General features: G+C 64.4%; 26 protein-coding genes. 15 read left to right on the top strand and 11 right to left on the bottom strand.

Annotated elements, in window-relative coordinates; translation table 11 throughout:
- Window positions 1-70: 70 nt before the first annotated feature.
- Window positions 71-751 (bottom strand): helix-turn-helix domain-containing protein, encoded by a 681-nt coding sequence (locus tag CP557_RS03970; RefSeq protein WP_097378709.1) that lies wholly within the window; start codon window positions 749-751, stop codon window positions 71-73.
- A gap of 314 nt (window positions 752-1,065) precedes the next feature.
- Window positions 1,066-2,364 (bottom strand): HAD family hydrolase, encoded by a 1,299-nt coding sequence (locus CP557_RS03965; protein WP_097378708.1) that lies wholly within the window; start codon window positions 2,362-2,364, stop codon window positions 1,066-1,068.
- 128 nt (window positions 2,365-2,492) lie between these two features.
- On the opposite strand from CP557_RS03965, the gene CP557_RS03960 reads away from it, so the two are divergent.
- Window positions 2,493-3,617, top strand: a complete 1,125-nt coding sequence (locus CP557_RS03960) for a glucose 1-dehydrogenase (RefSeq protein ID WP_097378707.1) — start codon at window positions 2,493-2,495, stop codon at window positions 3,615-3,617.
- A complete protein-coding gene (gene gfcR, locus CP557_RS03955; RefSeq protein WP_097378706.1) occupies window positions 3,614-4,267 on the top strand; it encodes a transcriptional regulator GfcR in 654 nt (217 codons plus the stop codon). The genes CP557_RS03960 and gfcR overlap by 4 nt, the downstream gene beginning before the upstream one ends.
- A gap of 122 nt (window positions 4,268-4,389) precedes the next feature.
- Here gfcR and CP557_RS03950 read toward each other — a convergent pair whose 3' ends face one another.
- Window positions 4,390-5,352 (bottom strand): transcription initiation factor IIB, encoded by a 963-nt coding sequence (locus tag CP557_RS03950; RefSeq protein ID WP_006184711.1) that lies wholly within the window; start codon window positions 5,350-5,352, stop codon window positions 4,390-4,392.
- A 162-nt stretch (window positions 5,353-5,514) separates the two neighbouring features.
- Here CP557_RS03950 and rnhA point away from each other — a divergent pair, with 162 nt between their 5' ends.
- Window positions 5,515-6,108: a ribonuclease HI gene (gene rnhA / locus CP557_RS03945; RefSeq protein WP_097378705.1), complete on the top strand. Its 594-nt coding sequence runs from the start codon at window positions 5,515-5,517 to the stop codon at window positions 6,106-6,108.
- Window positions 6,109-6,175: 67 nt separating this feature from the next.
- Window positions 6,176-6,793, top strand: a complete 618-nt coding sequence (locus CP557_RS03940) for a DUF7108 family protein (RefSeq protein ID WP_097378704.1) — start codon at window positions 6,176-6,178, stop codon at window positions 6,791-6,793.
- Here CP557_RS03940 and CP557_RS03935 read toward each other — a convergent pair.
- Complete coding sequence (locus CP557_RS03935; RefSeq protein WP_097378703.1) at window positions 6,790-7,149, bottom strand: PadR family transcriptional regulator; 360 nt, start codon at window positions 7,147-7,149, stop codon at window positions 6,790-6,792. The genes CP557_RS03940 and CP557_RS03935 overlap by 4 nt on opposite strands.
- Before the next feature lie 205 nt (window positions 7,150-7,354).
- Between CP557_RS03935 and CP557_RS03930 the strand changes: the two genes are divergently transcribed.
- The 8 genes from CP557_RS03930 to CP557_RS03900 all read left to right on the top strand — a co-directional run bounded on the left by CP557_RS03930 (window position 7,355) and on the right by CP557_RS03900 (window position 14,510).
- Complete coding sequence (locus tag CP557_RS03930) at window positions 7,355-7,885, top strand: inorganic diphosphatase (protein WP_006182111.1); 531 nt, start codon at window positions 7,355-7,357, stop codon at window positions 7,883-7,885.
- Between the two features lie 137 nt (window positions 7,886-8,022).
- A complete protein-coding gene (locus tag CP557_RS23235; protein WP_281255547.1) occupies window positions 8,023-8,151 on the top strand; it encodes a hypothetical protein in 129 nt (42 codons plus the stop codon).
- 175 nt (window positions 8,152-8,326) lie between these two features.
- Complete coding sequence (locus CP557_RS03925) at window positions 8,327-9,670, top strand: alkaline phosphatase family protein (RefSeq protein ID WP_097378702.1); 1,344 nt, start codon at window positions 8,327-8,329, stop codon at window positions 9,668-9,670.
- A 69-nt stretch (window positions 9,671-9,739) separates the two neighbouring features.
- A complete protein-coding gene (locus tag CP557_RS03920; RefSeq protein WP_097378701.1) occupies window positions 9,740-10,108 on the top strand; it encodes a hypothetical protein in 369 nt (122 codons plus the stop codon).
- A 156-nt stretch (window positions 10,109-10,264) separates the two neighbouring features.
- Window positions 10,265-10,678, top strand: a complete 414-nt coding sequence (locus CP557_RS03915; protein ID WP_097378700.1) for a DUF371 domain-containing protein — start codon at window positions 10,265-10,267, stop codon at window positions 10,676-10,678.
- Between the two features lie 97 nt (window positions 10,679-10,775).
- Window positions 10,776-11,594, top strand: a complete 819-nt coding sequence (locus CP557_RS03910; protein WP_097378699.1) for an endonuclease III domain-containing protein — start codon at window positions 10,776-10,778, stop codon at window positions 11,592-11,594.
- Between the two features lie 88 nt (window positions 11,595-11,682).
- Window positions 11,683-12,417, top strand: coding sequence for a 5,6-dimethylbenzimidazole synthase (gene bluB / locus CP557_RS03905; protein ID WP_097378698.1), 735 nt, complete (start codon window positions 11,683-11,685; stop codon window positions 12,415-12,417).
- A gap of 395 nt (window positions 12,418-12,812) precedes the next feature.
- Window positions 12,813-14,510: a sensor histidine kinase gene (locus tag CP557_RS03900; RefSeq protein ID WP_097378697.1), complete on the top strand. Its 1,698-nt coding sequence runs from the start codon at window positions 12,813-12,815 to the stop codon at window positions 14,508-14,510.
- Window positions 14,511-14,638: 128 nt separating this feature from the next.
- Here CP557_RS03900 and CP557_RS03895 read toward each other — a convergent pair whose 3' ends face one another.
- Entirely contained in the window at window positions 14,639-16,573 is a 1,935-nt protein-coding gene (locus tag CP557_RS03895; protein ID WP_097378696.1) for a beta-CASP ribonuclease aCPSF1, read from the bottom strand.
- A gap of 360 nt (window positions 16,574-16,933) precedes the next feature.
- Between CP557_RS03895 and CP557_RS03890 the strand changes: the two genes are divergently transcribed.
- Window positions 16,934-17,419, top strand: a complete 486-nt coding sequence (locus tag CP557_RS03890) for a hypothetical protein (RefSeq protein WP_097378695.1) — start codon at window positions 16,934-16,936, stop codon at window positions 17,417-17,419.
- Between the two features lie 39 nt (window positions 17,420-17,458).
- Here the strand turns inward: CP557_RS03890 and CP557_RS03885 are convergent, their stop codons facing one another.
- Window positions 17,459-18,031, bottom strand: a complete 573-nt coding sequence (locus CP557_RS03885; RefSeq protein WP_097378694.1) for a hypothetical protein — start codon at window positions 18,029-18,031, stop codon at window positions 17,459-17,461.
- 133 nt (window positions 18,032-18,164) lie between these two features.
- Between CP557_RS03885 and nucS the strand changes: the two genes are divergently transcribed.
- A complete protein-coding gene (gene nucS, locus CP557_RS03880; protein ID WP_097378693.1) occupies window positions 18,165-18,908 on the top strand; it encodes an endonuclease NucS in 744 nt (247 codons plus the stop codon).
- A gap of 170 nt (window positions 18,909-19,078) precedes the next feature.
- Here nucS and CP557_RS22900 read toward each other — a convergent pair whose 3' ends face one another.
- From CP557_RS22900 to CP557_RS22405, 4 genes are all read right to left on the bottom strand, one after another.
- A complete protein-coding gene (locus CP557_RS22900) occupies window positions 19,079-19,315 on the bottom strand; it encodes an EamA family transporter (protein WP_245852893.1) in 237 nt (78 codons plus the stop codon).
- The gene (locus CP557_RS22895) at window positions 19,312-19,491 is read right to left on the bottom strand and encodes a hypothetical protein (RefSeq protein WP_245852891.1); all 180 of its coding nucleotides are present in this window, start codon (window positions 19,489-19,491) and stop codon (window positions 19,312-19,314) included. The genes CP557_RS22900 and CP557_RS22895 overlap by 4 nt, the downstream gene beginning before the upstream one ends.
- Window positions 19,492-19,700: 209 nt before the next feature.
- Entirely contained in the window at window positions 19,701-20,156 is a 456-nt protein-coding gene (locus tag CP557_RS03870) for a YbhB/YbcL family Raf kinase inhibitor-like protein (protein ID WP_097378691.1), read from the bottom strand.
- A 132-nt stretch (window positions 20,157-20,288) separates the two neighbouring features.
- Window positions 20,289-20,432: a hypothetical protein gene (locus tag CP557_RS22405; protein WP_169924333.1), complete on the bottom strand. Its 144-nt coding sequence runs from the start codon at window positions 20,430-20,432 to the stop codon at window positions 20,289-20,291.
- Between the two features lie 105 nt (window positions 20,433-20,537).
- Between CP557_RS22405 and CP557_RS03865 the strand changes: the two genes are divergently transcribed.
- On the top strand, window positions 20,538-21,065 hold the full coding sequence (locus CP557_RS03865; RefSeq protein WP_097378690.1) for a GNAT family N-acetyltransferase: 528 nt from the start codon (window positions 20,538-20,540) through the stop codon (window positions 21,063-21,065).
- A 7-nt stretch (window positions 21,066-21,072) separates the two neighbouring features.
- Here the strand turns inward: CP557_RS03865 and mutS are convergent, their stop codons facing one another.
- On the bottom strand, window positions 21,073-23,796 hold the full coding sequence (gene mutS / locus CP557_RS03860) for a DNA mismatch repair protein MutS (RefSeq protein WP_097378689.1): 2,724 nt from the start codon (window positions 23,794-23,796) through the stop codon (window positions 21,073-21,075).
- Between the last annotated feature and the right edge of the window lie 411 nt (window positions 23,797-24,207).

Raw genomic sequence — 24,207 nt, 5'->3', positions numbered from 1 at the left:
TGTACCGATGTCCCGGCGAAACCCCGGGGCGGTTCGCGGGTGCGCCGCCACTGACTGACAGGAGTCCGTCTCAGTCGGTGGTTGCCATCTCGCTTGTGGGCTCGTCTAACTGTTCGCCGGCGAGTACGCGGTTTGCCCGGCGGAGCCGCTCGGAGAGCGCCTGATGCGAAATATCGAGTTCGTTCGCCAACTCCTCGAGGGAGATCTCCCGCGGGACGTCGTAGTAGCCCTGGCGATAGGCTTCGGCGATGGCCTCCTGTTGGGGCTCGGTCAGTGCCGCCGTCGTCTCGAGGTCCTCCCCCTTGCCGGCCTCGACCATGCGCTTGACGTCGATCCGGACGCCGTGGTCCTCGATGGCAGCGACGGCATCCGAGAGCCCCTCCCGATGGGGAAACAGGAGCCTGAGCGTCCATCGACCGTCGGAGATCTGGGCGTCGAGAACCGTCCCCCCGTGTCTGTAGACACAGGAACAGACCGAGCTGACTGCCTCGGAGTACTGGAGCCGATAGAACAACTGGCCGTCCTCGGTCGTCTCGAGCAACTGCCGGTACTCCTCGACGGTCGAGTCGGCATCGAGCGCCGCCTCGAGTTCGCTCCGATCGACGTTCGAGAACCAGACGAGCGGGACCGTTCGATCCGGCCCCTCCGCGACGACACTTTCGACGCGGACCTCGAGCGCCGGTCGTTGCTGAAGGGTCTCTGCGAGCGCGAACGCGTCGGTCGAAAGCGAGAGTTCTGCGATCGTCGTCATTGGATACTCACCTCGAAGTGGTCGCTCGAGTTCGATCGGGGAACGAGACCGACGTCATAGCGTGTGAACCCGATCCGTCCGAGACGTATCGGGCCGATCGACCACCTGTCGCCACGGCCATCTCCGAACGGCCGTGAAACTGGTGTTGACGACTACGTTCGCCCGGATCGTGCTGATAGAAGGGACGACTCGAGTACGGTTGATGAACGGGCCTTCCCTTTCCGGCCGTTTAAGGGAGTTCGTCGCCGCCACCGACGGTCAAAATCACGTTGTGGAACGGTGGTGGCGACGGGTCCGCGAGCGCTCCGAGTCGCTCACCCGAGATGGGCCAGTCGGTTCAGGGCGTACACCGTTCGCAGGACGTCGACGCTCTTCCCGCGATCGAAGACGAGCTCGTCCGTCTCGAGGACGTGCTCTAAGGTGTCCTGGGACGCGTGTTCCGGGGCGGCCGCGATTCCGGCGTCGTTGTCGGCGACCCACTCCATCACGCGGAGATCGCTCTTTGAGTCCCCCATGACGAGCGCGAACGGGTCGTCGACGCCCAGGACATCCAGCGCGTGCTCGACGCCGACGACCTTGTTCAACTCGAGGCTGCCGATCTCGGCCGCATCCGCCTCGTAGTAGGCGACGTCGATGCGATCGAGCACCGTGGTAAGGGTCTCGGGGACGTCGTCGACGGCGAGGTCGGGATAGGCCCCCTCGCCCTCGAGGACGGCCCTGATCTCGGAGTCCTGTGCGGCGTAGAAGGCACGAGTCCAGTCGACGACCGTCTCGCCGGCAAGCGTCGTGGTACCGTTGTCCGCCGCGCTATCGGTCGCCGAATCGCTGTCGTCTCCCTCGAGTGTGGTGCCGACGGCGTCCGCCAGCAGGTCGATGAGATAGACCAATGCCTCGTCGATGATGTCGCGGGCGTCCGTGGTGCCGGTCTCGTAGTTCGGTTTCATCGTGACGTTGAACTCGTTGCCCTGCAGGTGACAACCGCGTCGGAGGTCCTCGGGGGCTTCGGGGAGCACGCGCGACCGGACGTCGTCGAAGACGGTCCGGATCTCCTCCTCGAGGTCGTCGTAGAGCAGTTGCTTCGTCGCCGCGCCGTGGCCGGGCGTGAACACGCCCGTCCCCGCTTCGTAGACGATCGAGAGCTCTCCCGAGTGGACGATCTCGCTGCCCAGTCCCTGGATGGCAAACCCCTTGACGTTCTCCAAGGTCTGGCCCGTACAGATGACGATCGGGACGCCGGCCTCGTGAAACTCCGTCAAGACGTGCAGCGTGTCCCGTGGAATCTCGTTGTCGGTGCCGCCAGCGGACCGCAGCGTCTCGTCGACGTCGAGGACGAGGACGTTCACCGCGCGACCGTACTTCGCCTCGAGGTCGAGCGCGGTAAAGGCCTGATCGCGGGTCGCCCGGGCGGCGATCTCCGCGAACGTTTCGCCGGCCGCAAACGACGAGCGGATCTCGTCCTTGCGATCCTCGAGTTCCTCGGTCGCGCCCTGCCAGTGCTCGAGGGCGACCCGCGAATCGACGGCCGGAAAGACGTCGACGAACTCCTGAAACTCCTGTAACGTCTTCGTGTCGTACTCGTCGTAGAGCTGATAGACGAGATCGTATCGTTCCATGTGAGCTACAGGCATCGGCAGTCGGATAATCGTTTCCAGTAGCGACGCGTCGGGGACGCTCTGTCGGCCGTCGAGGTATTTACTCGATTAGAAATAAATATTTACCTTCGCGGTCCCTACCGAGGAGTATGAAAGCCATCGCAGTCGTTCCCGGGTCGGGCGTCCCCGAGGTCGTCGAGCGGCCGGTTCCCGAGCCGTCGTCCGGCGAAGCGCTCGTTCGAATCTGCCGCGTGGGCGTCGACGGCACCGATTACGAGGTCATCGAGGGAAGCCACGGTGGCGTCCCCGACGGGGACGAGCAGTTGATTCTCGGTCACGAAGCCGTCGGGATCGTCGACGACCCGAACGGGACGCCACTCGAGGCGGGCCAATACGTCGTCCCAACGGTTCGCCGACCCCCCGCGGGAGTCGAGACCAACGCGTATTTCGAGCGGGGGCAGCCGGACATGGCACCCGATGGCGAATACGTCGAGCGAGGGATCGTCGGGGCACACGGGTTCATGGCCGAGTACATCACGAGCCCGGCCGACTGTCTCGTTCCGATTCCCGAGGCGCTGGCTCGATGGGGATTTCTCGTCGAGCCGATCAGCATTACGGAAAAGGCACTCGAGCACGCCCGGGCGACTCGCTCCGCGTTCGACTGGCGGCCCGAGTCCGCGCTCGTCCTGGGCAACGGCTCGCTTGGTCTGTTGACCGTCGCGATGTTCACCGAAACGCTGGGGTACGATCGTGTCTACTGTCTCGGGCGGCGGGACCGCCCGGATCCGTCTATCGACATCGTCGAACGGCTGGGCGCGACGTATATCGACTCCCGCGAGACGTCGGTCCCCGAGATTCCGGACGTCTACGAGCCGATGGACGTCGTCTACGAGGCCACCGGCTACGCGAAACACGCCTTCGAATGCATCGAGGCACTCGCCCCGAACGGCGTCGCCGCGCTGCTTGGCGTTCCCGACGACTGGTCGTTCGAGATCAACGGCGGCCGACTCCACCGCGAACTGGTCTTGCACAACAAGGCCCTCGTCGGCAGCGTCAACTCCAATCGCAGGCAGTTCGAACGCGCCATCGATACCCTCGCGGCGCTTCCGGAGTGGGTCCTCGAGGAGCTCGTGACCGGCGTCTACGGACTCGAAGCCCTCGATCGCGCGTTCCCGGCGGCGACGGCACCCGTCCCGACGGCTGGCTCCGGATCGACGACGGATACGGATGACGATACGACTATAAAAACCGCGCTCGAATTCGAACCTATATGAAAAACGTCGACGACCTGATCGAGAGCGCAGCCGAGCTCGCGACTCGGGGCCTCTCGAAGGGCGAAATCGCTGACGAGCTCAACGTCTCCCGGGAGACGGCGAGCTGGCTCGTCGAACGCAGCAACACGACGCCACAACCGACCGATCAAGCACCACCGCAGCCGGATGCGGGCGGCAGCGGTCCACAGGACATCCACGTCGACTGGTCCGCGATCGGCCGAGACAGCAAACGAATGAGCGCCATCGCGGAGGCGATGGCCGACATGCTCGCCAAACACGGCGAAGACGTCGATCTGACGATCGGCATCGAGAAGGCCGGCGGTCCCATCGCCACCCTCGTCGCCCGCGAACTCGAGACGGATCTCGGGACCTACACCCCCGCGAAACACCAGTGGGAGGAAGGCGACATCGAGGAACTCGGCGGGACGTTCTCGCGGAACTTCGCCGGGATTCGGGACCGCGAGTGTTACATCGTCGACGACACCATCACCAGCGGAACCACGATGGAGGAGACGATCGAAGCGATCCGCGCCGAAGGTGGCACGCCACTCGCCTGTATCGTCCTCGCGGACAAACAGGGCCTCGAGGAACTCGAGGGCGTCCCCGTCTACTCGCTGTTGCAGGTCATCAGCGTCGGCAAAGAAGAATAACGGCTCTCGGCCACGATAGAGCGACGACGGCACTCGTCCGACGATTGCTCTCTGTATCGGAGAGCACCGCTGATCGAGCGAGGACGCAATAAAAAAAGCGAGTTCGAAACGGCGCGGCGACGTTATCCGTGAATGCCCATCGCTTCGATCTGTTCCTGATACCGGTTCCGGATCGTCACTTCGGTCACCTGTGCGACGTCGGCGACTTCGCGTTGGGTCTTCTTTTCGTTGCACAGCAGCGAGGCAGCATAGATCGCCGCCGCAGCGTAGCCGGTCGGTGACTTGCCCGAAAGCAGCCCTTCCTCGGCCGTCTTCTCGATGATCTCGTTGGCCTTGGTCTGGACTTCCTCGGAGAGTTCGAGTTCGGAACAGAAGCGCGGGACGTACTTTTTCGGGTCGACGGGACGCATCTCGAGGCCGAGTTCCTGCGAGATGTATCGATACGTGCGACCGATCTCTTTGCGTTCGACGCGGGAGACTTCCGAGATCTCCTCGAGGCTTCGTGGAATCCCTTCCTTTCGGCAGGCGGCGTACAGCGCAGACGTTGCGACGCCCTCGATCGATCGGCCACGGATGAGGTCTTCTTTGAGCGCGCGCCGGTAGATGACCGACGCGACCTCACGGACCGAGCGTGGGACTCCCAGTGCGGAGGCCATTCGATCGATCTCGCTGAGCGCGAACTGCAGATTCCGCTCGCCGGCGTCTTTGGTGCGGATGCGTTCCTGCCACTTGCGCAGCCGGTGCATCTGACTGCGCTTTTTCGAGGAAATAGAGCGTCCGTAGGCGTCCTTGTCCTTCCAGTCGATGGTCGTCGTCAGTCCCTTGTCGTGCATCGTCTGGGTCGTCGGCGCGCCGACGCGGGACTTCTCCTGTCGTTCCTGGTGGTTGAACGCCCGCCACTCCGGGCCAGGATCGATCTGTTCTTCCTCCACGACGAGCCCACAGTCTTCACAGATGAGCTCACCCCGGTCGGAGTCCTTAACGAGATTATCCGATTCACACTCGGGGCAGGCACGTACCCCCTCCTGATCCTCGGTCTCGTCCGTCTCGCGCGTTCGCTCCCGCTGGCGGGTGGACCGTGTCATCGCACTTTTATAGTAGTATCACCATGCTATATAAACCTTTGGCGAGTGGTTCGCGCTACTGAGTCATACCCCCGAATAACGCCCGTTACAGGGGGTGAAAGGCGAAGTTTACGATTCGGAACCGGAAAGCATTTATCCGGTTCCGGCCGATCACGGAGACGAATGCCGGTCATCGAGTGCGACGTCGAGGCCGCCCGTGAACGACTCGAGGAGGCGGATGTCGCCGTCGATTCTGGAAACACCGCCCACGAACGCTGGCGAGCGAGCCGCGGCGGTGCGACCGCCGTGGCCTACGACGACAAGGTCGTGATTCAGGGCTCGGATCCCCGCGACCTCGAGGCACTGCTCCGAGAGGGTGGCGGCCGAGCCCACGTCTACTTCGACGGTGGTTCGCGCGGGAACCCCGGCCCGGCCGCGATCGGCTGGGTGATCGTCACCGGCGACGGAATCGTCGCCGAAGGCGGCGAAACGATCGGGACGGCGACGAACAATCAGGCCGAGTACGAGGCGCTGATCACGGGCCTCGAGGCCGCGCGCGACTACGGCTACGACGAGGTTCACGTCCGGGGGGACTCCGAACTCATCGTCAAGCAGGTTCGCGGCGAGTACGACACCAACAACCCCGAACTCCGCGAGAAGCGCGTGACCGTGCACGAACTGCTTCGCGAGTTCGAGGAGTGGACCCTCGAGTACGTCCCTCGAGCGGTCAACGACCGCGCGGACGGCCTCGTGAACGAGGCACTCGATCAGGCATAGACGACGGGCAACGACCGCCGCGATCGGATCGGCAATGGGAAAACCGTTCGCGTGCATACGCTCTCCTATGACCGATGGGAACGCGATAGACGCCGATGGGGACGGTGACGGCGTAGCGACCGACGACGGGGACCTTCCTCGAGGAGTTATCGACGAAGTCGAACGGTTGACCCGCCTGAAACGCGCTGCGGTCGACGACAACGAGATCGAGGCCTACGAGGACCGCCGCGACGAACTACTCGACGAGCACGACTTTACGTTCCGTATCCGCGACGACGACGGCGACGACGTCCTCGTCTGCCATCCCGAAGAGTGGCACGAGGACGGCGTCATCCGGACCGACCGAATCGAGAACATCGATCGCGGCGTCGAGATCCCACTCGAGGGAACGGACGACCCGGACGACTGGGAAGCGGTCGACGAACGGAATCGGGACCTCGTCGGGGCAGTCAGAGATGCTCACGGGGACGCACACGGGGACAACGCTGCGATGCTTGCCGATTTCGCGGGCAATCACTACGCGAAACCGATCGAGTCGTTGACGAGCGAGGAACTCACGGAGTTTCGGGACGAGTACGTCGTCAGGAACGCCTGGCCGTCGGCAAGACAACGAGAACTGCTCGCGGAGTCGATCGAACTCGTCTTCGAGACGGCTGGAGAGCCGTTCCCGGAAGGCGAGCGTTAGTAGCTGTTCTCGACGATCTCGGTAATCTCGTCGGCGCGGTCATCGCCGGTGACGACCTTCGAGAGGCTCCACTGAAGCCCGTCGAGAACGGCGTCGTAGCCGTCGTCGGTCAGCGAGTACTGGTTCGTTCGCTTGTCGAGTTCGCTCTTTTCGACCAGCCCCAGATCGACGAGTTCGTCGAGGTTGGGGTAGAGTCGTCCGTGGTTGACCTCCGTCCCGTAGTAGTCCTCGAGTTCGCGTTTGATCGCCAGACCGTACATCGGCTCCTTGGCGAGGATGACGAGGATGTTGTTCTGGAACGCTGTAAGTTCGCGGGCAATGCTCTGTTCGCCGGTGATTGATTGTGCCTCTGACATACGTGGGTAAATGTCACCAGACTATTTAAGACTTGTCAACTAATCCTTCGTATCAGTCGGTCGGACATGCCCGAACCGACCGCTACACCGCCGGACACTGGTGTACGTGCCCGATTCGTGTCTGTTTGGTATCTGGCAACCGTCACGTAGATACAGACACTCGATTACGAAAGTACTTTTTGATCGACCGCGGACTCTCAGATACATGGTCAACCTCTGGGAAGACCTCGAGACCGGACCGAATCCGCCAGAAGAGATCTACGCCGTCGTAGAATGTCTCAAGGGCGAGCGCAACAAGTACGAGTACGACAAGGACGTCCCCGGCGTCGTCTTGGACCGCGTGCTTCACAGTAACGTCCATTACCCGAGCGACTACGGCTTCATTCCGCAATCGTACTACGACGACGAGGACCCCTTCGACGTGCTCGTCCTCGTCGAGGATCAGACGTTCCCCGGCTGTGTCATCGAAGCCCGACCGGTCGCTCTGATGAAGATGGACGACGACGGCGAGCAAGACGACAAGGTCATCGCCGTGCCAAGCGAGGACCCGCGCTACGATCACATCGAGGATCTCGACGACATTCCACAGCAGCAACTCGACGAGATCGACGAGTTCTTCGCGACCTACAAGAACTTAGAGGAGGGCAAGGAAGTCGAGACGCAGGGCTGGGAGGACAAGCAGGCCGCCTACGACGCGATCGAGCACGCTCAGGACCTCTACGACGAGAACTTCTAACCCACGTCGTCGCCGCGGTGTGGTCCGCTCCGTTTTCGAGCGGACGAGCGGATACCCGAGAGTTATCCACGCCCGTCGACCACATGCGTTATGAGCATGGGTAATTTTATGGCCGATCCTGCCCTATCTCTCGCTGTATGGCAGCATCGAACTCCCCAGGAACGTCGTCCGCCGACGATTCGACCGAGTCCGCCGCCGGCATGGCCCACCTCACGGTCGTTCCGACCAACTTCGATCCCGAAGCCGCGGGCGAGCACGACGCGTAGCCACTCACGGGCCGTTCGGACCAGCTCTCGCCCTTCGCCCGGTCGCGCCGATTCGGTGGCTCCCACTCGAGTTCGCCACCGGCGGTGACTATCGCACCGGCTCTCGAGTGTCAGCCATTCACAAAAGACTGTCTCGAAACGAACCTTCTTGTATGCGGTCGAACTACGTCCGTCCATGGGTCTGTTCGACCGATTACGGGGCGACGGTGACCCCCGGGTCGCGTTCATCGGGGTCGACGGCGTGCCGTATAGTCTCCTCTCGGAGAACGAGGAACTGTTTCCGAACTTCGCTGCGATCGCCGACGACGGGACCGCCGAGGAGATTTCGAGCATCGTCCCGCCGGAATCCAGCGCTTGCTGGCCGTCGCTGACGACCGGGATGAACCCCGGCGAAACCGGCGTCTACGGCTTTCAGGACCGAGAAGTCGGCACCTACGACACCTACGTTCCGATGGGCCGGGAGGTCCAGGCCGACCGCGTCTGGGACCGCGTCCAGGAGAACGGTCGCAAGGCGACGGTGATGAACGTCCCCGTCACCTTCCCCCCGCAACGGAACGTCCAGCGGATGGTCTCGGGCTTTCTCTCGCCCAGCCTCGAGAAGGCGGCCTATCCCGACGACGTTCGTGACTACCTCGAGACGCTCGACTACCGGATCGACGTCAACCCGAAACTCGGCCACCAGGAGGACAAAGCCGAGTTCATCGAGGACGCCCACGCGACGGTCGACGCCCAGTACGAGGCCTTCCAGCACTACATCGAGGAGGACGACTGGGACCTGTTCTTCGGCGTCTTCATGACGACCGACCGGGTCAACCACTTCCTGTTCAAGGATTACGAGCGCGACGGCAAATACAGGGACGAGTTCATCGAATTCTACAAGAAAATCGACGACTACATCGGCCAACTCCGGGACTCGCTGCCCGAGGACGTCACGCTGATCGTCGCCTCCGATCACGGCTTTACCAGCCTCGACTACGAGGTTCACTTCAACGAGTGGCTCCGAGAGGAGGGTTGGCTCTCCTTCCGGACCGACGACCCCGAGGAACTGGACGACATCGCCGACGACACGACGGCCTACTCGTTCATCCCCGGTCGCTTCTACATCAACCTCGAGGGACGGGAGCCCCGCGGTTCCGTCCCCGAAGCCGAGTACGACGCGGTCCGGGACGAACTCAAAGCCGACCTCGAGGCGCTCGAGGGGCCCGACGGGGACCCGGTCGTCGAGCGCGTCGTCGAGAAGGAGGAGGCCTTCCGTGGCGACCACGACGACATCGCACCGGATCTGGTCGCGATCCCGAACAACGGCTTCGACCTCAAATCCGGTTTCAAGGGCGACGCCGAGATCTTCGACACCGGCCCACGAAACGGGATGCACAGCTTCGACGACACGTCGCTGTACATCGACCACCCCGACGCGACGATCGACAACGCCGACCTGTTCGACATCACGCCGACGATCCTCGATCTGATGGACGTCGAGTACAGTCGCAGCGACTTCGACGGCGCGAGTCTGGTCTAGACCTCGAGACGTCGCGGTCGATCCCACGGCCGCCACAACACGCTTAAGTTTTCAAACAAAAATTTGCGTATGAAACGGTCGTTCGTGGTCGTCGGCTGTCTAGGCGCGGCGGTTCTGCTGGCCGGACTCGTAAGCGCCATCACCGAAAGCGCCGCGGTTCTGGGCGTTACTTCGGCCGGTATCAGTCTCTATCTGGCCGTCGGGATCGGACTCCCGCAGTATCTGCTCTACAGAACGAGCGGGTCTTTGCTCCAACTCGGACTGGCAACCCTCGCAGTCGCCGGTGGCGCGATCGCGGTCCTCGTCGGTCTCGTCCGCGGCTCGCTGCACGCGGACTGGGGAACAGGGTTCATCGTACTCCTGGTGTACGTCGTGGTCGGGAACCTGCTCGGGGCCGGCGTACGGGAGTTTCGGGCCGGCTATCGGTCCGGGTCGTGAGTTGGGCGTTCCCGCTGGCACCGTGGGCGCTCCGACGAGAGTCACCGCGGGACCGATCCCCACCCGACCGATCACTCCGCGGATCGCGAGTTGGGAGCACACGAGTAGCCGAGCCGGATTCGAGGGCGTTTTCCGCTCGGCACCGAACCGACGGCCATGGAAGAAATTATCCACGCTCGCGGCCACGAGCACGTCAGCGCCGAGCACGCGAGCACGTTCGAGGTGACGACCGACGACTACCTCACCACCGCGGGCGACTGTATTCTCGCGATCGAGGCCGACCGTGCGCCGGCTGATTTCGACCCAGAGTTCGTCGCTGCGTGCCGGGACACCGACGCGACGATCACGGTCACCATCGAAGCCGACGGCTACACGGAGTCCGTGACGGGACGGGGCGATCCCGACCTCGAGTTCACCAGCGAGCGCAGCGCGGTCGGGCGTACGAGCGAGTACGTCGACGAACGGACCGTCGTGGTGGGGGCGGCGTTCGCAGCGGAGGGATTCGATCGCGACCTCGTCGCGGCGCTGGCGGACGGAGCCGAGGCGACGGTGACGATTACCGTCGAGTAGGCGGTTTCGTGGCATCGGCCCGAGAGGCCCTCGAGCCGCGATGGCCGTCGGCCGATAGTCCGTCGCGGTTTTGATCTCGTAGTCCTAACGGACGGACATGAGCGACGATCCGGAACCATCGGTCAATATCAGCGGTGGTACGGCGGGCGGCGGGGCGGCGACCGAGTTCGATCCGGCGACCGCGGAAACCCGCGCGGAGGAGGTCGTCGATCGACTGGGCGAGTTGTTCTGGCAAAAGGAGTACGGCGGCCGCGATGCCTTCACCTGCCTCGTGCGAACGATCCTGAGCCAGAACACCAGCGACAAGGCGAGCCAGCCGGCTCACGACGCGCTGATCGAACGATACGACGGCGACGGTATCGACCTCGCCGAATCGCTCGCGAGCGCCGAGGGATCGACGCTCGCCGAGACGATCAGCGGCGCGGGGCTGTACAATCAGAAGTCCGAGACCCTCATCGATACCGCGGCGTGGGTTCTCGAGGAGTTCGGCTCGGCCGCCGCGTTCGACGCCTTCGTCAGCGACGAGGCCTCCGCCGAGGTCCGCGAGACGCTCCTCGAGGTCAGGGGCGTCGGTCCGAAGACCGCCGACTGCGTCCTGCTTTTCGCCGGCGGTCGCGGCGGCGTCTTCCCCGTCGATACGCACGTCCATCGGATCTACCGCCGCATGGGAATCGCGAGCCCGGACGCGGATCACGAGGCCGTTCGCGCCGTCCTCGAGCGCGACGTGCCCGCAGCCAAGTGTGGCTTCGGACACACGGCGACGATCCAGTTCGGCCGGGAGTACTGCCGGGCGCGCACGCCGGCCTGTCTCGAGGACCCCGACGCCTGCCCGATGGCCGACGTCTGCGATCAGGTCGGCGTCTTCCCCGCGACGGGTGAGGTCGTCGACCCGGCCGAGGCTCCCGAGGCGGAGTGACGGGGCCACTCCCGAGTCGCCCCGCTCGAACCGGTGATTCGACGGTCAGTCAGGTCCTTTATACAACTGAGGTTGCTTTCGTGAACTTATGGTTGGATTTAGCGATGCGGAACGGGATGCAGTGTACAAGACGATCTGCGCTCGACGCGACATCCGGCGGTTCCGCGACGAGCCGATCCCGGACGCCCTCCTCGAGCGCGTCATCGAGGCCGCACATCACGCGCCGAGCGTCGGCTTCTCCCAGCCGTGGGATCTCGTGGTCGTCGAGGACGAGGAAACGAAAGCCGACATCGCCGACATCGCGGAGCGTGCCATCGCGGCCGCACGAGAGGGGTACGAGGAACCACGCCGAAGCGAGTTTGCGGAGCTGAAACTCGAGGGAATCCGCGACTCGCCGGTCAATATCTGCGTGACTTGTGATCCGACGCGAGGCGCGCCACACGTCCTTGGTCGGAGTTCGATGCGGCGAACTGACGTCTACTCGACGTGTCTCGCCGTACAGAACCTCTGGCTGGCTGCTCGAGCGGAGGGGGTGGGCGTCGGCTGGGTAAGCGTTCTCTACCCATACGAACTCAGGGAGGTCCTGGGGATTCCACCACATATCAAACCCGTGGCGTATCTCTGTCTGGGGTATCCGGCGGACGGATTCCCCGACGAACCCGTCCTCCAACGGGAGGGGTGGCGCGACCGACTCGACGTCGAGACGCTCGTCCACGAGGAACAGTGGAATCCGGATCGGACGACCGACGCTGTCTGCGAGGGTGGCGCTGACAACGGTCGCGGTCACGGGCCGAGCCCCCGATCCGAATCGCAGCCACGGTAGTCGCCTTCCGGCAGTGGACACCTATAGTAGCACCTGAAACGAGTTACACGCTGATCGCAACGCTGTCGTGCGAGTCGGGTATGCAATGACGTTCAGGTGCTACTATAGACGAGAGTGGTCGCCGAGACACCGTCGGTGTAGCCACTGACGGTCGAATTCGACCGCCACGAGCACCCGGTGCAGCCCCGTCTCCGCCACAACGTTAATGAGATTCGAACACTGATAAGTTATGTCATACGAAGGATACAGTATTTTATGTCTCTTCCATCGGCCGGTACACCGCGAGTTTGTCCGCGTAGAGACGGCCAGCGCTGCCGGACGGTCGGTAGAAACACGCGGCAGAAACCCCTCCCTCGAGGGGGCACATCCGGTCAACACCGCGGCGTCACCCGGATATGACGTACGAATTCACTCCCATCGCGCTCCCGTACATCGCCGCGGCGGTCGTCTGTACCGTGTTGTTGAGCACGATCTGGCGACACCGCGATCGGCGGGGAGCGAAGGGGTTCCTTCTGGACATCACTGGCGTGATCATCCTCTCCGTGACGGTGTCGCTTCAGTTGTTCGCGACGGCGGAGTCGACGAAACTCTTCTGGTGGAACTGGCGGTTCGTCGCGGGATCGTTCATGGGGATCGGCTATCTGCTCATGGCGATCGAGTACACCAACAACGAGGAGTACATCACGTATCGAAACGGGGCGGCACTCGCCGCCGTCCCGGTCCTGACCCAGTTTGTGGCATGGACGAACGATCGTCACGAATGGCTGTACACCGCGTCGATCGATCCGGCGACTGGACTTCTCGTCCCCACGTTCGAACCGCTGTACTGGATCTACGCCGTGACGATGATGGCGTACTTGGGTCTCGCAGTCTCCCTCCTGTTCCGGTTGCTCCGCTCGCTTCCGGGGTTCGAAAAGCAAGCGGGCGTCCTCATTGCGACGATACTGTTCGTCACGGTCGGGCTGATCGTCTGGTGGCTCGGGTTCGTCCCCGTCGATACGCTCGCCCTGACGAGTACGGTAAAGGTCGTCGGCTTCTACGTCGCAGTGGACCGATTACAGCTCCTCGATATCGTCCCCGTCGCGCGGACGAAGGTGATCGACAACATGCAAGACGCCGTCTTCGTCGTCAACGCGGCGAATCGGATCGTCGACGCGAATCCCTCGGCGAAACGACTCGTCGGCAGCGAGATGGCGGTCGGGGACTCCCTCGCGGAGACGTTCCCCTCGTCCCGGTTTCCGGAGTTCGACGACACCGCCGACGCCCAGACCGAATGCACGTTCGAAATCGACGGTGAGACTCGACACTACGCCATCCAGCTGTCGCCACTAACGGACTCGCGAGGGCGACAGTCGGGCCGGTTGATCGTTCTCCGTGACGTGACGCAACTGAAAAACCGAGAACAGGAACTGACCGTCCTCAATCGGATCGTCCGTCACGACATCCGAAACGAGATGAACGTTATCACGGGTCGTGGCGAACTCCTCGCCGACCACGTCAATCCCGACGGCGAGGAACACCTCGAGTTGATGCTCGAGAGCAGCGATCACGTCATCGACCTCACGCAGGTCATCGGCGACCTCGTGGAAACGCTGACTACCGACGGCGACCTGGACCTCAAGCCCGTTCACCTGATGCCGGTCGTCTGGAACCAACTCGAGAAGGCGCGAACCAGCTACCCCGACGCGGCGTTCCGTGTCGATGGTGAGCCGCCGACTGACGTGACGGTTCAGGCCAACGAGATGCTGTCCTCCGTGTTCACGAACCTCCTCAACAACGCCGTTTTACACAATACCGCGGACGCCCCACGCGTGGTGCTTTCGATGGAGGACCGAGACGAAACAGTTGGTATCCGCGTCGCGGACAACGGTCCTGGTGTGCCCGAGGGGCAACGGGAGGAAATCTTCGGGCGCGGTCAGAAAGGCCTCGAGAGCGAGGGCACCGGCATCGGCCTTTACCTGGTCGACACCCTCGTCGAGGGCTACGGCGGCGACGTGTGGGTCGAAACTGCCGAGGAAGGTGGCGCGGCGTTCGTCGTCGAACTCCCGAAAGCCGGGGCGACACGGGAGCGTCCAGCACCGCTCCAGGAATGACCTGCCGCACTCGAGTCACGGGGGAGGGCAGGCCGACCGCGCGGCGCGCGGATCCGCGCGCCGCGCCAGAGCGGTCCTGGCGGACATGAAAAGGGCGAGGCGAGCGCGCCAGCGCTCGCCGAGGGCTTTCAGAGGAAGCGGAACGTTTCCAGGTTCTTCGGCGCGAAGGTCCGCATGTCGTAGTCGTGGTAGAGCGCCGAAGAGAGGTCCTGCGTGGAGCGCTCGTCGCCGTGGACACAGAGCACCTTCTCGGGGCGCGGATTCATCGTCTTGACGAAGTTCTCGAGACCGGCGCGGTCGGCGTGGCCGGAGAAGCCGTCGACCGTTTCGACGTCCATGTTCAGCGAGAGGGTGCCGCGGCCGCCGCCGTTGCCCATGGCGCCGACTTCGCTGGTGGGGATCTCGTCCCAGCCGTTCTGGATGCGTCGGCCGAGGGTCCCCTGGGCCTGGTAGCCGACGAAGACGAGCGTCGAGTCCGGATCGGGACCGATGTGGGAGAGCCAGGACATGATCGGACCGCCGGTGACCATCCCGGAGGTCGAGAGGATGATACAGGAGTCGCCGTCGGCGATGTCCTGTCGTTCCTCCTCGCCGGCGTCGATGTGGTTGAACTCCTCGGCGAGGAAGGGGTTCTCGTCTTCGTGGAAGATGCGGTCCCGAAGGTCGTCCCGGAGGTACTCGGGATAGGTGGTGTGGATCGCCGTCGCCTCCCAGATCATCCCGTCCAGATGGACCGGCATCGAGGGGATGTCGCCGCTGCGCATCGCCTCTTCGAGGACGAGCATGATCTCCTGGGATCGACCGACCGCGAACGCGGGAATGACGACCTTACCGCCCTTGTCGTAGGTCTCGTTGATGACCTCCTTGAGTTTCTCCTCGGAGTCCTCCTGATCGGTCTGGTAGTCGTTGCGACCGCCGTAGGTCGACTCGAGGACGAGCGTCTCGACCCGCGGGAAGTCGTTGACGGCGCCGTTGAACAGGCGGGTGTCCTCGTAGTGGATGTCGCCCGAAAAGGCGACGTTGTAGAGTCCGTCACCGATGTGGAAGTGCGAGACGGCCGAGCCGAGGATGTGGCCGGCGTTGTGGAAGGTGAGTTTGATGTCCGGCGCGATGTCGGTCACGTCGCCGTACTCGAGCGGAATGGTGTGTTTGATCGCTTCGCGGACCTGCTCGCTCTCGTAGGGCGGGGCTCGACCTTCCTTGGCCGCGACGTCGAGATAGTCGAGGGTCAACAGTCCCATCATGTCGCGCGTGGGTTCGGTACAGTAGATCGGGCCGTCGTAGCCGTATTTGAACAACAGCGGGATCAGCGCGGAGTGGTCGAGGTGGGCGTGGGTCAGGACGACGGCGTCGATGGTCTGTGGTCCCGCGCCGAGCGCTTCGGGGGCGTGAAGGTACGGTACTTCACCCTCCGCGCCGGGTTTGTCACCACAGTCGATGAGGATCCGCGTCTCGGGCGTCGAGAGGATAAAGGATGCGCGGCCGACCTCGCGACAACAGCCCAGCGTGGTGATGCGGACGTACTCGTCGTCGGACATCTCCTCGCGGTGGATCTGTCGGCCGACCTTCTCCAGGATGTCTCGGCGCTCGTCGCGTTCCTGTTTGAGGAAGCTCCGGACGTTCGAGACGGTCGAGGACTCGATCGGCGGCGTGCGGACGACTTCGGGCGTCCAGCCGACGTTTTTGGTGATGTCTCGGAGCGTCGATCCGTGCCGGCCGATGACCATGCCGGGCTTTTCGGCCTCGATAACGACTTCGCCGGTGTCGGCGTGGAAGTCGAGGTCGGTGACGCCTGCATCGTCCGGAATAACGTCCATGATCTCCTCGCGAGCCTGTTCGGGTCGCGAGAGAACGCTAGGGTCGGGCCGGACGGTGATCCGCTTGCGAAGCTTGCTCGCGAGCTGCCGAATGAGGTCGCCCTGCTGGGCGAACTTCTTCGGGTCGCGCGTATAGACCACCAGTTCGGGGCCTTCGTACTTCACCGAGGAGACCGAGATATCGCTCGGTAACTCGCTCGTGATCTGTGCTTTGAGATCGTCGAGTTGCTGCTCTACAGTGCTCATAATCGCCGAATGTGGCTTGCGTGAACTCACCGTCCGGAACCACGTACGACGTCAGGTCGAGCAGGGACGAGTGGGAATCGGAACCGGCTCGCGATTCGTCGATGGTTTCCAAACGGCGTCTGCCGCGTCGAAACCGATAGCGAGCGCCGTCGTCCAGGTCGGACAACGTAGCGTACACTCCATCTCGTCTCCCGATTCATCGTATCCTACTCCGTGCCTGACGAACACGCTTCCGGATCGGTTATCCTGGTCCGTGCGGGACAATTCCAGGGAGAACCCGCTTACTCGGGGCTATTCTTTGCGTGGTATAAAAGCCTTCGCAAAAACCAGGGCCGTGGAGATAGTAGTCGTCGGTCGCAAATGCATCTGACAGCTGCTCGAGTCCGTGAGGAGCGGGATTGGGTCGTCGATCGTACCGAGACGGTCGTCCCCCTGATCAACGACGTCCGCGACGATCTCGGCGAGATCTTCGGTACCGACGTCGATGCCGTCACCGACGACCAGTACGTCGAGGCGGTCGACGCCGTCTTCGCGGACGGCGATCTCGCAGTCAACGTCGCCGCCATGGTCGCGATCCTCAGGGATCTCGACGTCGAGGGGGACTATCCGGGGTTCGTCGTCGACGAGATCCTCGGTCGAGAACTGGCCGGGACGATCGCCGGCAGCCAGCCCCTTCGGACCCTCGGGGAGGCGACTTTCCACTACGCCGACGTTCACGTCCACGGCGACGCCGGAGAAAACGCCGGCATCGACGACTGCGAGGCGGCCCTCGCGGCCGGCTTTCAGGAGCGACTGCCCGGGTGGAACTGGACCGAACGGGAGAGTCCGTTCTCGATCGAGCGGTAGGACTGGTGGAACGTATCAGACCGCCAGCCAGTATCGCCGCTACCCGTCGGTTTCGTTTTCGGTTCCGGAGTCATCGGTCGCGTTTTCCGTCCCGGCGTCGCCGGTCGCGTTGTCCGCGTCCTGGGCTTGCTGTTGTTCTTCGAGCATCGCCCGTCGTTGCTCCTCCTGTTGCCGTTGCTGGATGATGAGATCGTACTGCTCGCCGGGGTAGATACCCCTGACGTCGCCGCTTCGGAGCGTTTCCATGATCGCCGTGTCGGTGCCCGTCGCACGGAGCAGTCCGTACTCCGGCGCCGACTCCTCGATCGTGAGATCACTGCCGGCGGACTCTTCGACGGCTGTCGTGGCTTCCGCCGTCAACTCAGCCCGGCCGTCGCGGAACTCCTGTGCTGCCTCCCGTTCGCTGAGGGTCTCGTTCTCGATCTCGGAGCGGATCTCGGATTCGAGCGCCGCTAACTCCGCTTGGGCCGGCGTGACGGCCAGGGTGACCGCGTCGTTCGAACCGCCGCCCGATTGCGACAGAGAATCGAGTTGCGAACAGCCGGCCAGCGACGCGGCTGTGGCGGTGCCGGCGAGTGCGAGGACTCCACGACGGGTCGGATGATTCGACATCGTGTCTCTCGAGCGGGGACGGACGAAAATATACCTTCTGCGTTCCGCCCGGCGCGGGCAGCGACCGCGGAATCGACGCGGGATTCACCCGACAGCGGGCACCTTTTATCCGCCCCGGTACTACCTCGCCCCAGTGACGGATTCAGGGCACGGCCAGCGAACGGAAACCCTCCAGGGACCGACGCCGGCGGCGGCACGCGACGTGATCGCGGACGGGATCGACCGCGACGCGATCGTGACCGTCTACGGCCGTTGTACGGTCGATTACGACGGTCGAGCCTCGAGTCGCCTCGAGGCGGGCGATCGCCACGTCATGCTCAAACCCGACGGGGCGGCGCTCGTTCACACGGACGAGGGCCAGCAGCCGGTCAACTGGCAGCCGCCGGGGTGTGAACACGACGTCTTCTGTGCGGACGGCGCGCTCGTCCTCGAGAGCGTGCGGTCGACGCCGGCCGAACGGCTGTGTGTCCGGTTTCAGGACGTCCTGCAAGTGTCGGCGTTCTCGGGGTCGGACGAGAACGACCTCGCCCTCGTCGGGACCGAAGAGGACCTCCGACAGCGGATCCTCGAGGACCCCGCCCTGCTCGAGGCCGAGTTTACCCCGCTGGCGACCGAGCGCGACACGCCCGCGGGTGCGGTCGACATCTACGGCGAGGACGCGGCCGGTCGAGCGGTCGTCGTCGAACTGAAACGCCGACGGGTCGGTCCCGACGCGGTGGGCCAGCTCCGACGCTACGTCGACGCCCTCGAGCGCGACCTCCACGCCGACGCCGCCGTTCGGGGCATCCTGGTCGCGCCGTCGGTGACCGACCGCGCGAGTCGATTGCTGACCGAACACGGCCTCGAGTTCGTCTCGCTCGAGCCCCCCGCCGAGTGATCGCGTCGCGGACGGTCGGATGACCCCATCGACCACTCGAACGGTATCGGAGGGTCCACTCACGGCCGTGATTTCGAATTCCGTTCCGATGACAGGCCCGGCACGTATACGTGCGTATCGTGCCGTTCTCTCAGGACTTGCTCAGGCCACGAGTGCGGAGACGCGGGCCATCACGTCGCAATGAGGACGACCGCGGCAGCACCGAACGCGATTCCCAGCGCCTTCTTCGCCGTGACCGGCTCTCCCAAGACGACGATGCCGAGGAGTGCACCACCGACGAGAAACATCCCGAAGATCGGAACGACGATGCTGACGGGGCCAGTCGAGAGCGCACGGAAATAGCCGACGACAGCACCGGCGAGACAGATTCCTGCCGCGAGTGCGAACCCGACGGGCCGGCTCGTCACCGACGGAACTGACCACTCTCCGAACAGGGCCGCCACGGTCGTCGCTCCCAGGCCAGCGTGCCGACCGCGATCGGCATGACAGTAAACGTCGGCAAGTCTTGGATTGCAATTTTCATAAACAGGAACGCGAACGAGTAACAGACCATCGCCAGCAGCGCCCACAACACGTAGCTCACGGTACCGCCCCCTCCAGTTCACACGCAATTGCTCGACCTCGTGAATGAGTCATCCGTTCCGTCGAGTATCCGGAGGCTTCGGAGAAAAACCCCCTGTCCGACCGACCCATAACTGAATCAGCCGCCAGCGGTCGATCGGTCTACTGTACGAAGCGATTCGATGGCTCGCACGGGACGGGAGCCAGAGCTGCTCTCCGAGGCCCCGTCAGTCAGGCAGGATACGTGCCCTCGAGTCGCGCCTGCTCGAGCACGTGCCCCTCGATCGCCGACTCGAGGTCGGCGGCGGCCGCATCGGGTCCGAGGTCGACCGACGTCTCGAGGGCGAACAGTCTGAATCGGTACGTGTGCTCCCGGTCCGGCGGGTTCGGGCCGCCGTAGCCGCGGTCGCCGAAATCGTTCGTTCCCTCGGTTGCGTCCGCGGCGTCCCAGTCCTCCGAAATCGGCCCCGTCTCCGGCGGAACGTTCCAGACGATCCAGTGGTCCCACACCTTGCCGGCGGGCTCCATCGCGTCCGGATCGTCCACGATCAACGCGAGGGTCTCCGCGTCGTCGGGGACCCCGCGGATCTCGAGGGGCGGGTTGACGTTCGTCTCCGTGTAGCCATACTCCTCGGGGATCCGTTGGCCGTCGTCGAAGGCCTGACTCTCGAGTGTGAGGTCACCCATGTTGTTCACGCTCCGTGTGCGCCCGTTTCGAGCGTTCACCGCCGAGAGAGAAGAAACTTACACGCGGTGCCACGAACGGCGGCGTCACTGGCTGACGTGTCGCTGACCATCGACGAGACGGCGGGCGAGTAGCTACCGACGACCGACGAATATAGCGATCCCGAGGACCAACAGCCCGATGCCCCACCAGAGCGAATCGCCCGGCAGGAAGGCGAGCAACAGCGTGACGATACCCGACGTGATGAAGGACCACCCGATCGTCGTTCGGTATGTCATACCGCTAGCTTCTCGCCGAGGCGGTTGTGCGTTGTGCCGGTCCTCGCAACCTGACCGAGTCCCCAGAACCGAAGCTGTTTGACTCGAAGTGACAGAGCGTTATACATGGCGAACGAACTCACGATCCGTCGGTATCGACCTGACGACGGCCCCCGCGTTCGAGACCTCCACGAAACGGCCATGCGCGACGCCGACGCCTACGTCCCGGGTGTTCCGGACGACGACCTCGAGTCGGTCACGGAGACGTTTCTCGAGACCGGCGGCGAGTTTTTGGTCGGCGAACTCGCTGATCGGATCGTCGCGATGGGCGCGTTTCGACCGGTCGACGAATCGGCGTCTATCGCGACGTTCGTCCCCGATCTCGTCGACGCGGCGGTCGAGGTGACTCGACTGCGCGTCGATCCCGCCGTGCAGCGCCGCGGCTACGGACGGCAAATATACCGGGAACTCGAGGAGCGCGCCCGATCGCGGGGGTTCGAACAGGTCGTCCTCGATACGAGGCCGACCCAAACCGCGGCCCGCGGACTGTACGATACGGAAGGACTCGAAGCGGTGTGTCGCGAGCGGTTCGAAGCCTTCGACGATCCCTTCGAACTGATCTTCTATCGGAAATCGATCGCCGACGATGGGTAGTCGGTCGTCACTCCTCGAGTAACCGCTTCAGTCGGTCGAGTTCCGTCAGCGCCTCGACTGGGGTGAGGTGAGCGAGATCGAGTGCCCTGAGTTCGGTGGCGACGTCCGTCGGTACGTCCCCACCGTCCGCGGTCGCGGCTTCCGTAGCGCTCTCCGTCGGCTCGGAAACGGGGTCGCCACTCGAGCCGACAGCGCCGGTGCCGTCCGTCTCGATGCCCTCTTCGGCAGCGTCCCCGACCAGCTTCCGCGACCGCTCGACCACGGGGTCGGGAACGCCAGCCGCGGTCGCGACCTCGACGCCGTAGGAGCCCGTCGCCGCGCCGGGCGCGATTTCGTGGTGAAAGACGACCTCGCCGTCGGCCTGCTCGACCTCGAAGTGCAGCGTGAACGCGGCCCCGAGGTCCTCCGTGAGTTCGGTCAACGGGTGGTGGTGGGTCGCGAAGAGCGTCGTCGCGCCGACCTCGTCGTGAAGGTGCTCGGTGATGGCCTGTGCGATAGCCATCCCGTCGGCCGTCGAGGTACCCCGGCCCACTTCGTCTAGCAGGACCAGGGAGTGCTCGTCGGCCTCTCGGAGGATCGTCGCGAGCTCGTCCATCTCGACCATGAACGTCGAGCGACCGCCCGCGATGTCGTCGCTGGCTCCCACGCGGGTGAAGATCCGGTCGACCGGCGCGATCCGGGCGGCGCTTGCCGGGACGAAACTCCCGACCTGTGCCAGCAGGACGATCTGAGCTACCTGTCGCATGTACGTCGACTTCCCCGACATGTTCGGTCCCGTGATCACCGCCAGCCGCCGATCGTCGGTGAAGCGGGCATCGTTGGGGACGAACGACTCCTGTGTCCGCTCGACGACGGGGTGGCGACCCCCCTCGATCTCGAGGGTCTGACCCCCGTCACGCTCGAGGATTTCGGGCCGACAGTAGTCGTACTGGGCGGCGGCCGACGCCAGCGAGACGAGGGCATCGAGGGTCGCGAGCGCCTCGGCGAGCCCTTGCACGCGTTCGACCTCCGCCGCGATCTCGCGGCGAACGTCACGGAACAGTTCGTACTCCCGTTCGTCCGCGCGTTCTTCCGCGCCGACGATCCGGTCCTCGCGCTCTTTGAGCTCCGGCGTGACGAATCGCTCCGAGTTCTTCAGCGTCTGCCTGCGCTGGTAGTTCTCGGGAACGGCATCGAGGTTCGGGTTCGTCACCTCGATGTAGTAGCCATGGACCGAATTGTAGCCGACCTTCAGCGAGTCGATCCCGGTCCGGTCGCGCTCGCGGGCTTCGAGATCGTCGATCCACTGCTTGCCGTCCCTGGCGGTCGCACGCAACTCGTCGAGGTCCCCGTCGTACCCCTCAGCGATGACCCCGCCCTCGGTGATCTCGATCGGCGGATCGGCGACGATCGCGTCGTCGATCAGTTCGCGGACCGCCGTCAGCGGATCGAGATCGTCGGACAGTTCCCGGAGCCGATCGCACTCCGCATCGGCGAGTTCCTCGCGAACGTCGGGGACCACGGCCAGGGTGTCACGGAGCGACCGCAGGTCCCGGGCGTTCGCTCGCTCGCGGGAGATCCGGCCGATCAACCGCTCGAGGTCGTAGACGTCCCGCAGACGCTCGTGCAGTCGCTCGCGCGTCCGGACCGCGCTCGTGAGCTCCGCGACGGCGTCGAGTCGCGCCTCGATGCGGTCGGGTTCGAGCAGCGGCCGCCGGAGCCAGTCCCGAAGTTTCCGGCCGCCGAGTGCGCTTGCGGTTTCGTCGAGGACGCCGACGAGCGTCGCGTCCTCGCGCCCGTGGACGGCGCGTGGTTCGAACAGCTCGAGGCTGCGCAGCGCCACGGCGTCCAACAGCAGGTATTCGCGGGGATCGTACCGCGTGAGGTGGGTGAGGTACTCGAGGCGGGCACCCCCCTCGGAACTCGGGATGTCGCTCGTCTCGTCGTCGCTCGTCTCGCCGCTTTCGCCCTCGTGTGTCCCGCCGCGGACGTACTCGGCGTAGGAAAGCAACGCGCCGCAGGCACGGATTTCGGCGTCGCTCGCGAGCAAGGCGTCGGGGTTGCGGAAGTACGTCGAAAGCTTCGTCCCGGCGCGGGCACGGTCGAACGCGGCCTCGTCGTACGGCGTGACCATACAGTCCTCGGGGACGAGGTCGGCGGGCGCGTCCGGTCCGACGACGGCCTCGGCGGGTGCAAAGCGGCTCACTTCGTCGGCGATCGATTCCCTGGCGGTGGAACTCGTCGCGAGGAAATCGCCCGTGGAGACGTCGAGCAAAGCGAGTGCCAGTTCGTCGTCCCCCGTTCGGGCCGCCCGCTCGCGAGCGATGGCGGCCACGAAGTTGTTGTCGTCGCTCGCGAGGAGTTCGTCTTCGGTGAGCGTTCCGGGCGTAATCACGCGCGTCACTGCCCGTTCGACGACGCCCGCGCTCTCGCCGGGCTCTTCGACCTGATCGGCCACTGCAACCCGGTAGCCCGCCTCGAGTAGCGCTTCGATGTACGATTCGGCGTTGTCGATGGGGATGCCGGCCATCGGGTACTCGCCAGTACTGTCCTCGCGGCTCGTCAGGGCGATCTCGAGCAGGCGAGCGGTCCGTTCGGCCGCACCACAGAACGTCTCGTAGAAGTCACCCACCTGAAAGAGGACGATCGCGTCGTCGTAGCGCGCACAGAGATCGTGGTACTGCGCCATCATGGGCGTCAGCTCGTCGCGCTTTGCGGCCATCGCCTCGGGCGGGCCAAGCGCCGGATCCATACCCGAATTCGGCCCCCCGACGCGGAAATACCTTGCTGGATCGCCCCTTCGGATCGAGTCGTCCGTTCGACCAGCATACACGGGGACTCGTGGATCGCGATTCGGGGCCAGACCTGTCCTATCGTCGGTCGTGGTCACGCGAGCGGGACCGCGACCACCGGTCGGGGTTCGGTCGCTGCTCAGGATCGGGCGCGAATACCACTCGCGAGGACGAAATCGTACCCGAGAGCACAGCCACCGCCGACACCACTGCCGAGAGCGCGAGCGAACTCGAGGAGGCGACTCCTGAGACGGGCTGCTGTCACTGGGTCCCGGCCACCCCACAGGGGGTCGCGGCTGGGCCGGCGCTGATTGACAGGTGCCCGTATAAGGGACAGGTACAGACCTGAGACGGGCTGCTGAGCCACCCGG

Origin of the sequence: Natrinema ejinorense (genome assembly GCF_002494345.1) — an archaeon.
Lineage (GTDB): Archaea > Halobacteriota > Halobacteria > Halobacteriales > Natrialbaceae > Natrinema > Natrinema longum.
Note: the sequence above shows the minus strand (reverse complement) of the source record. Positions and strands in the feature narration are given on the sequence as shown.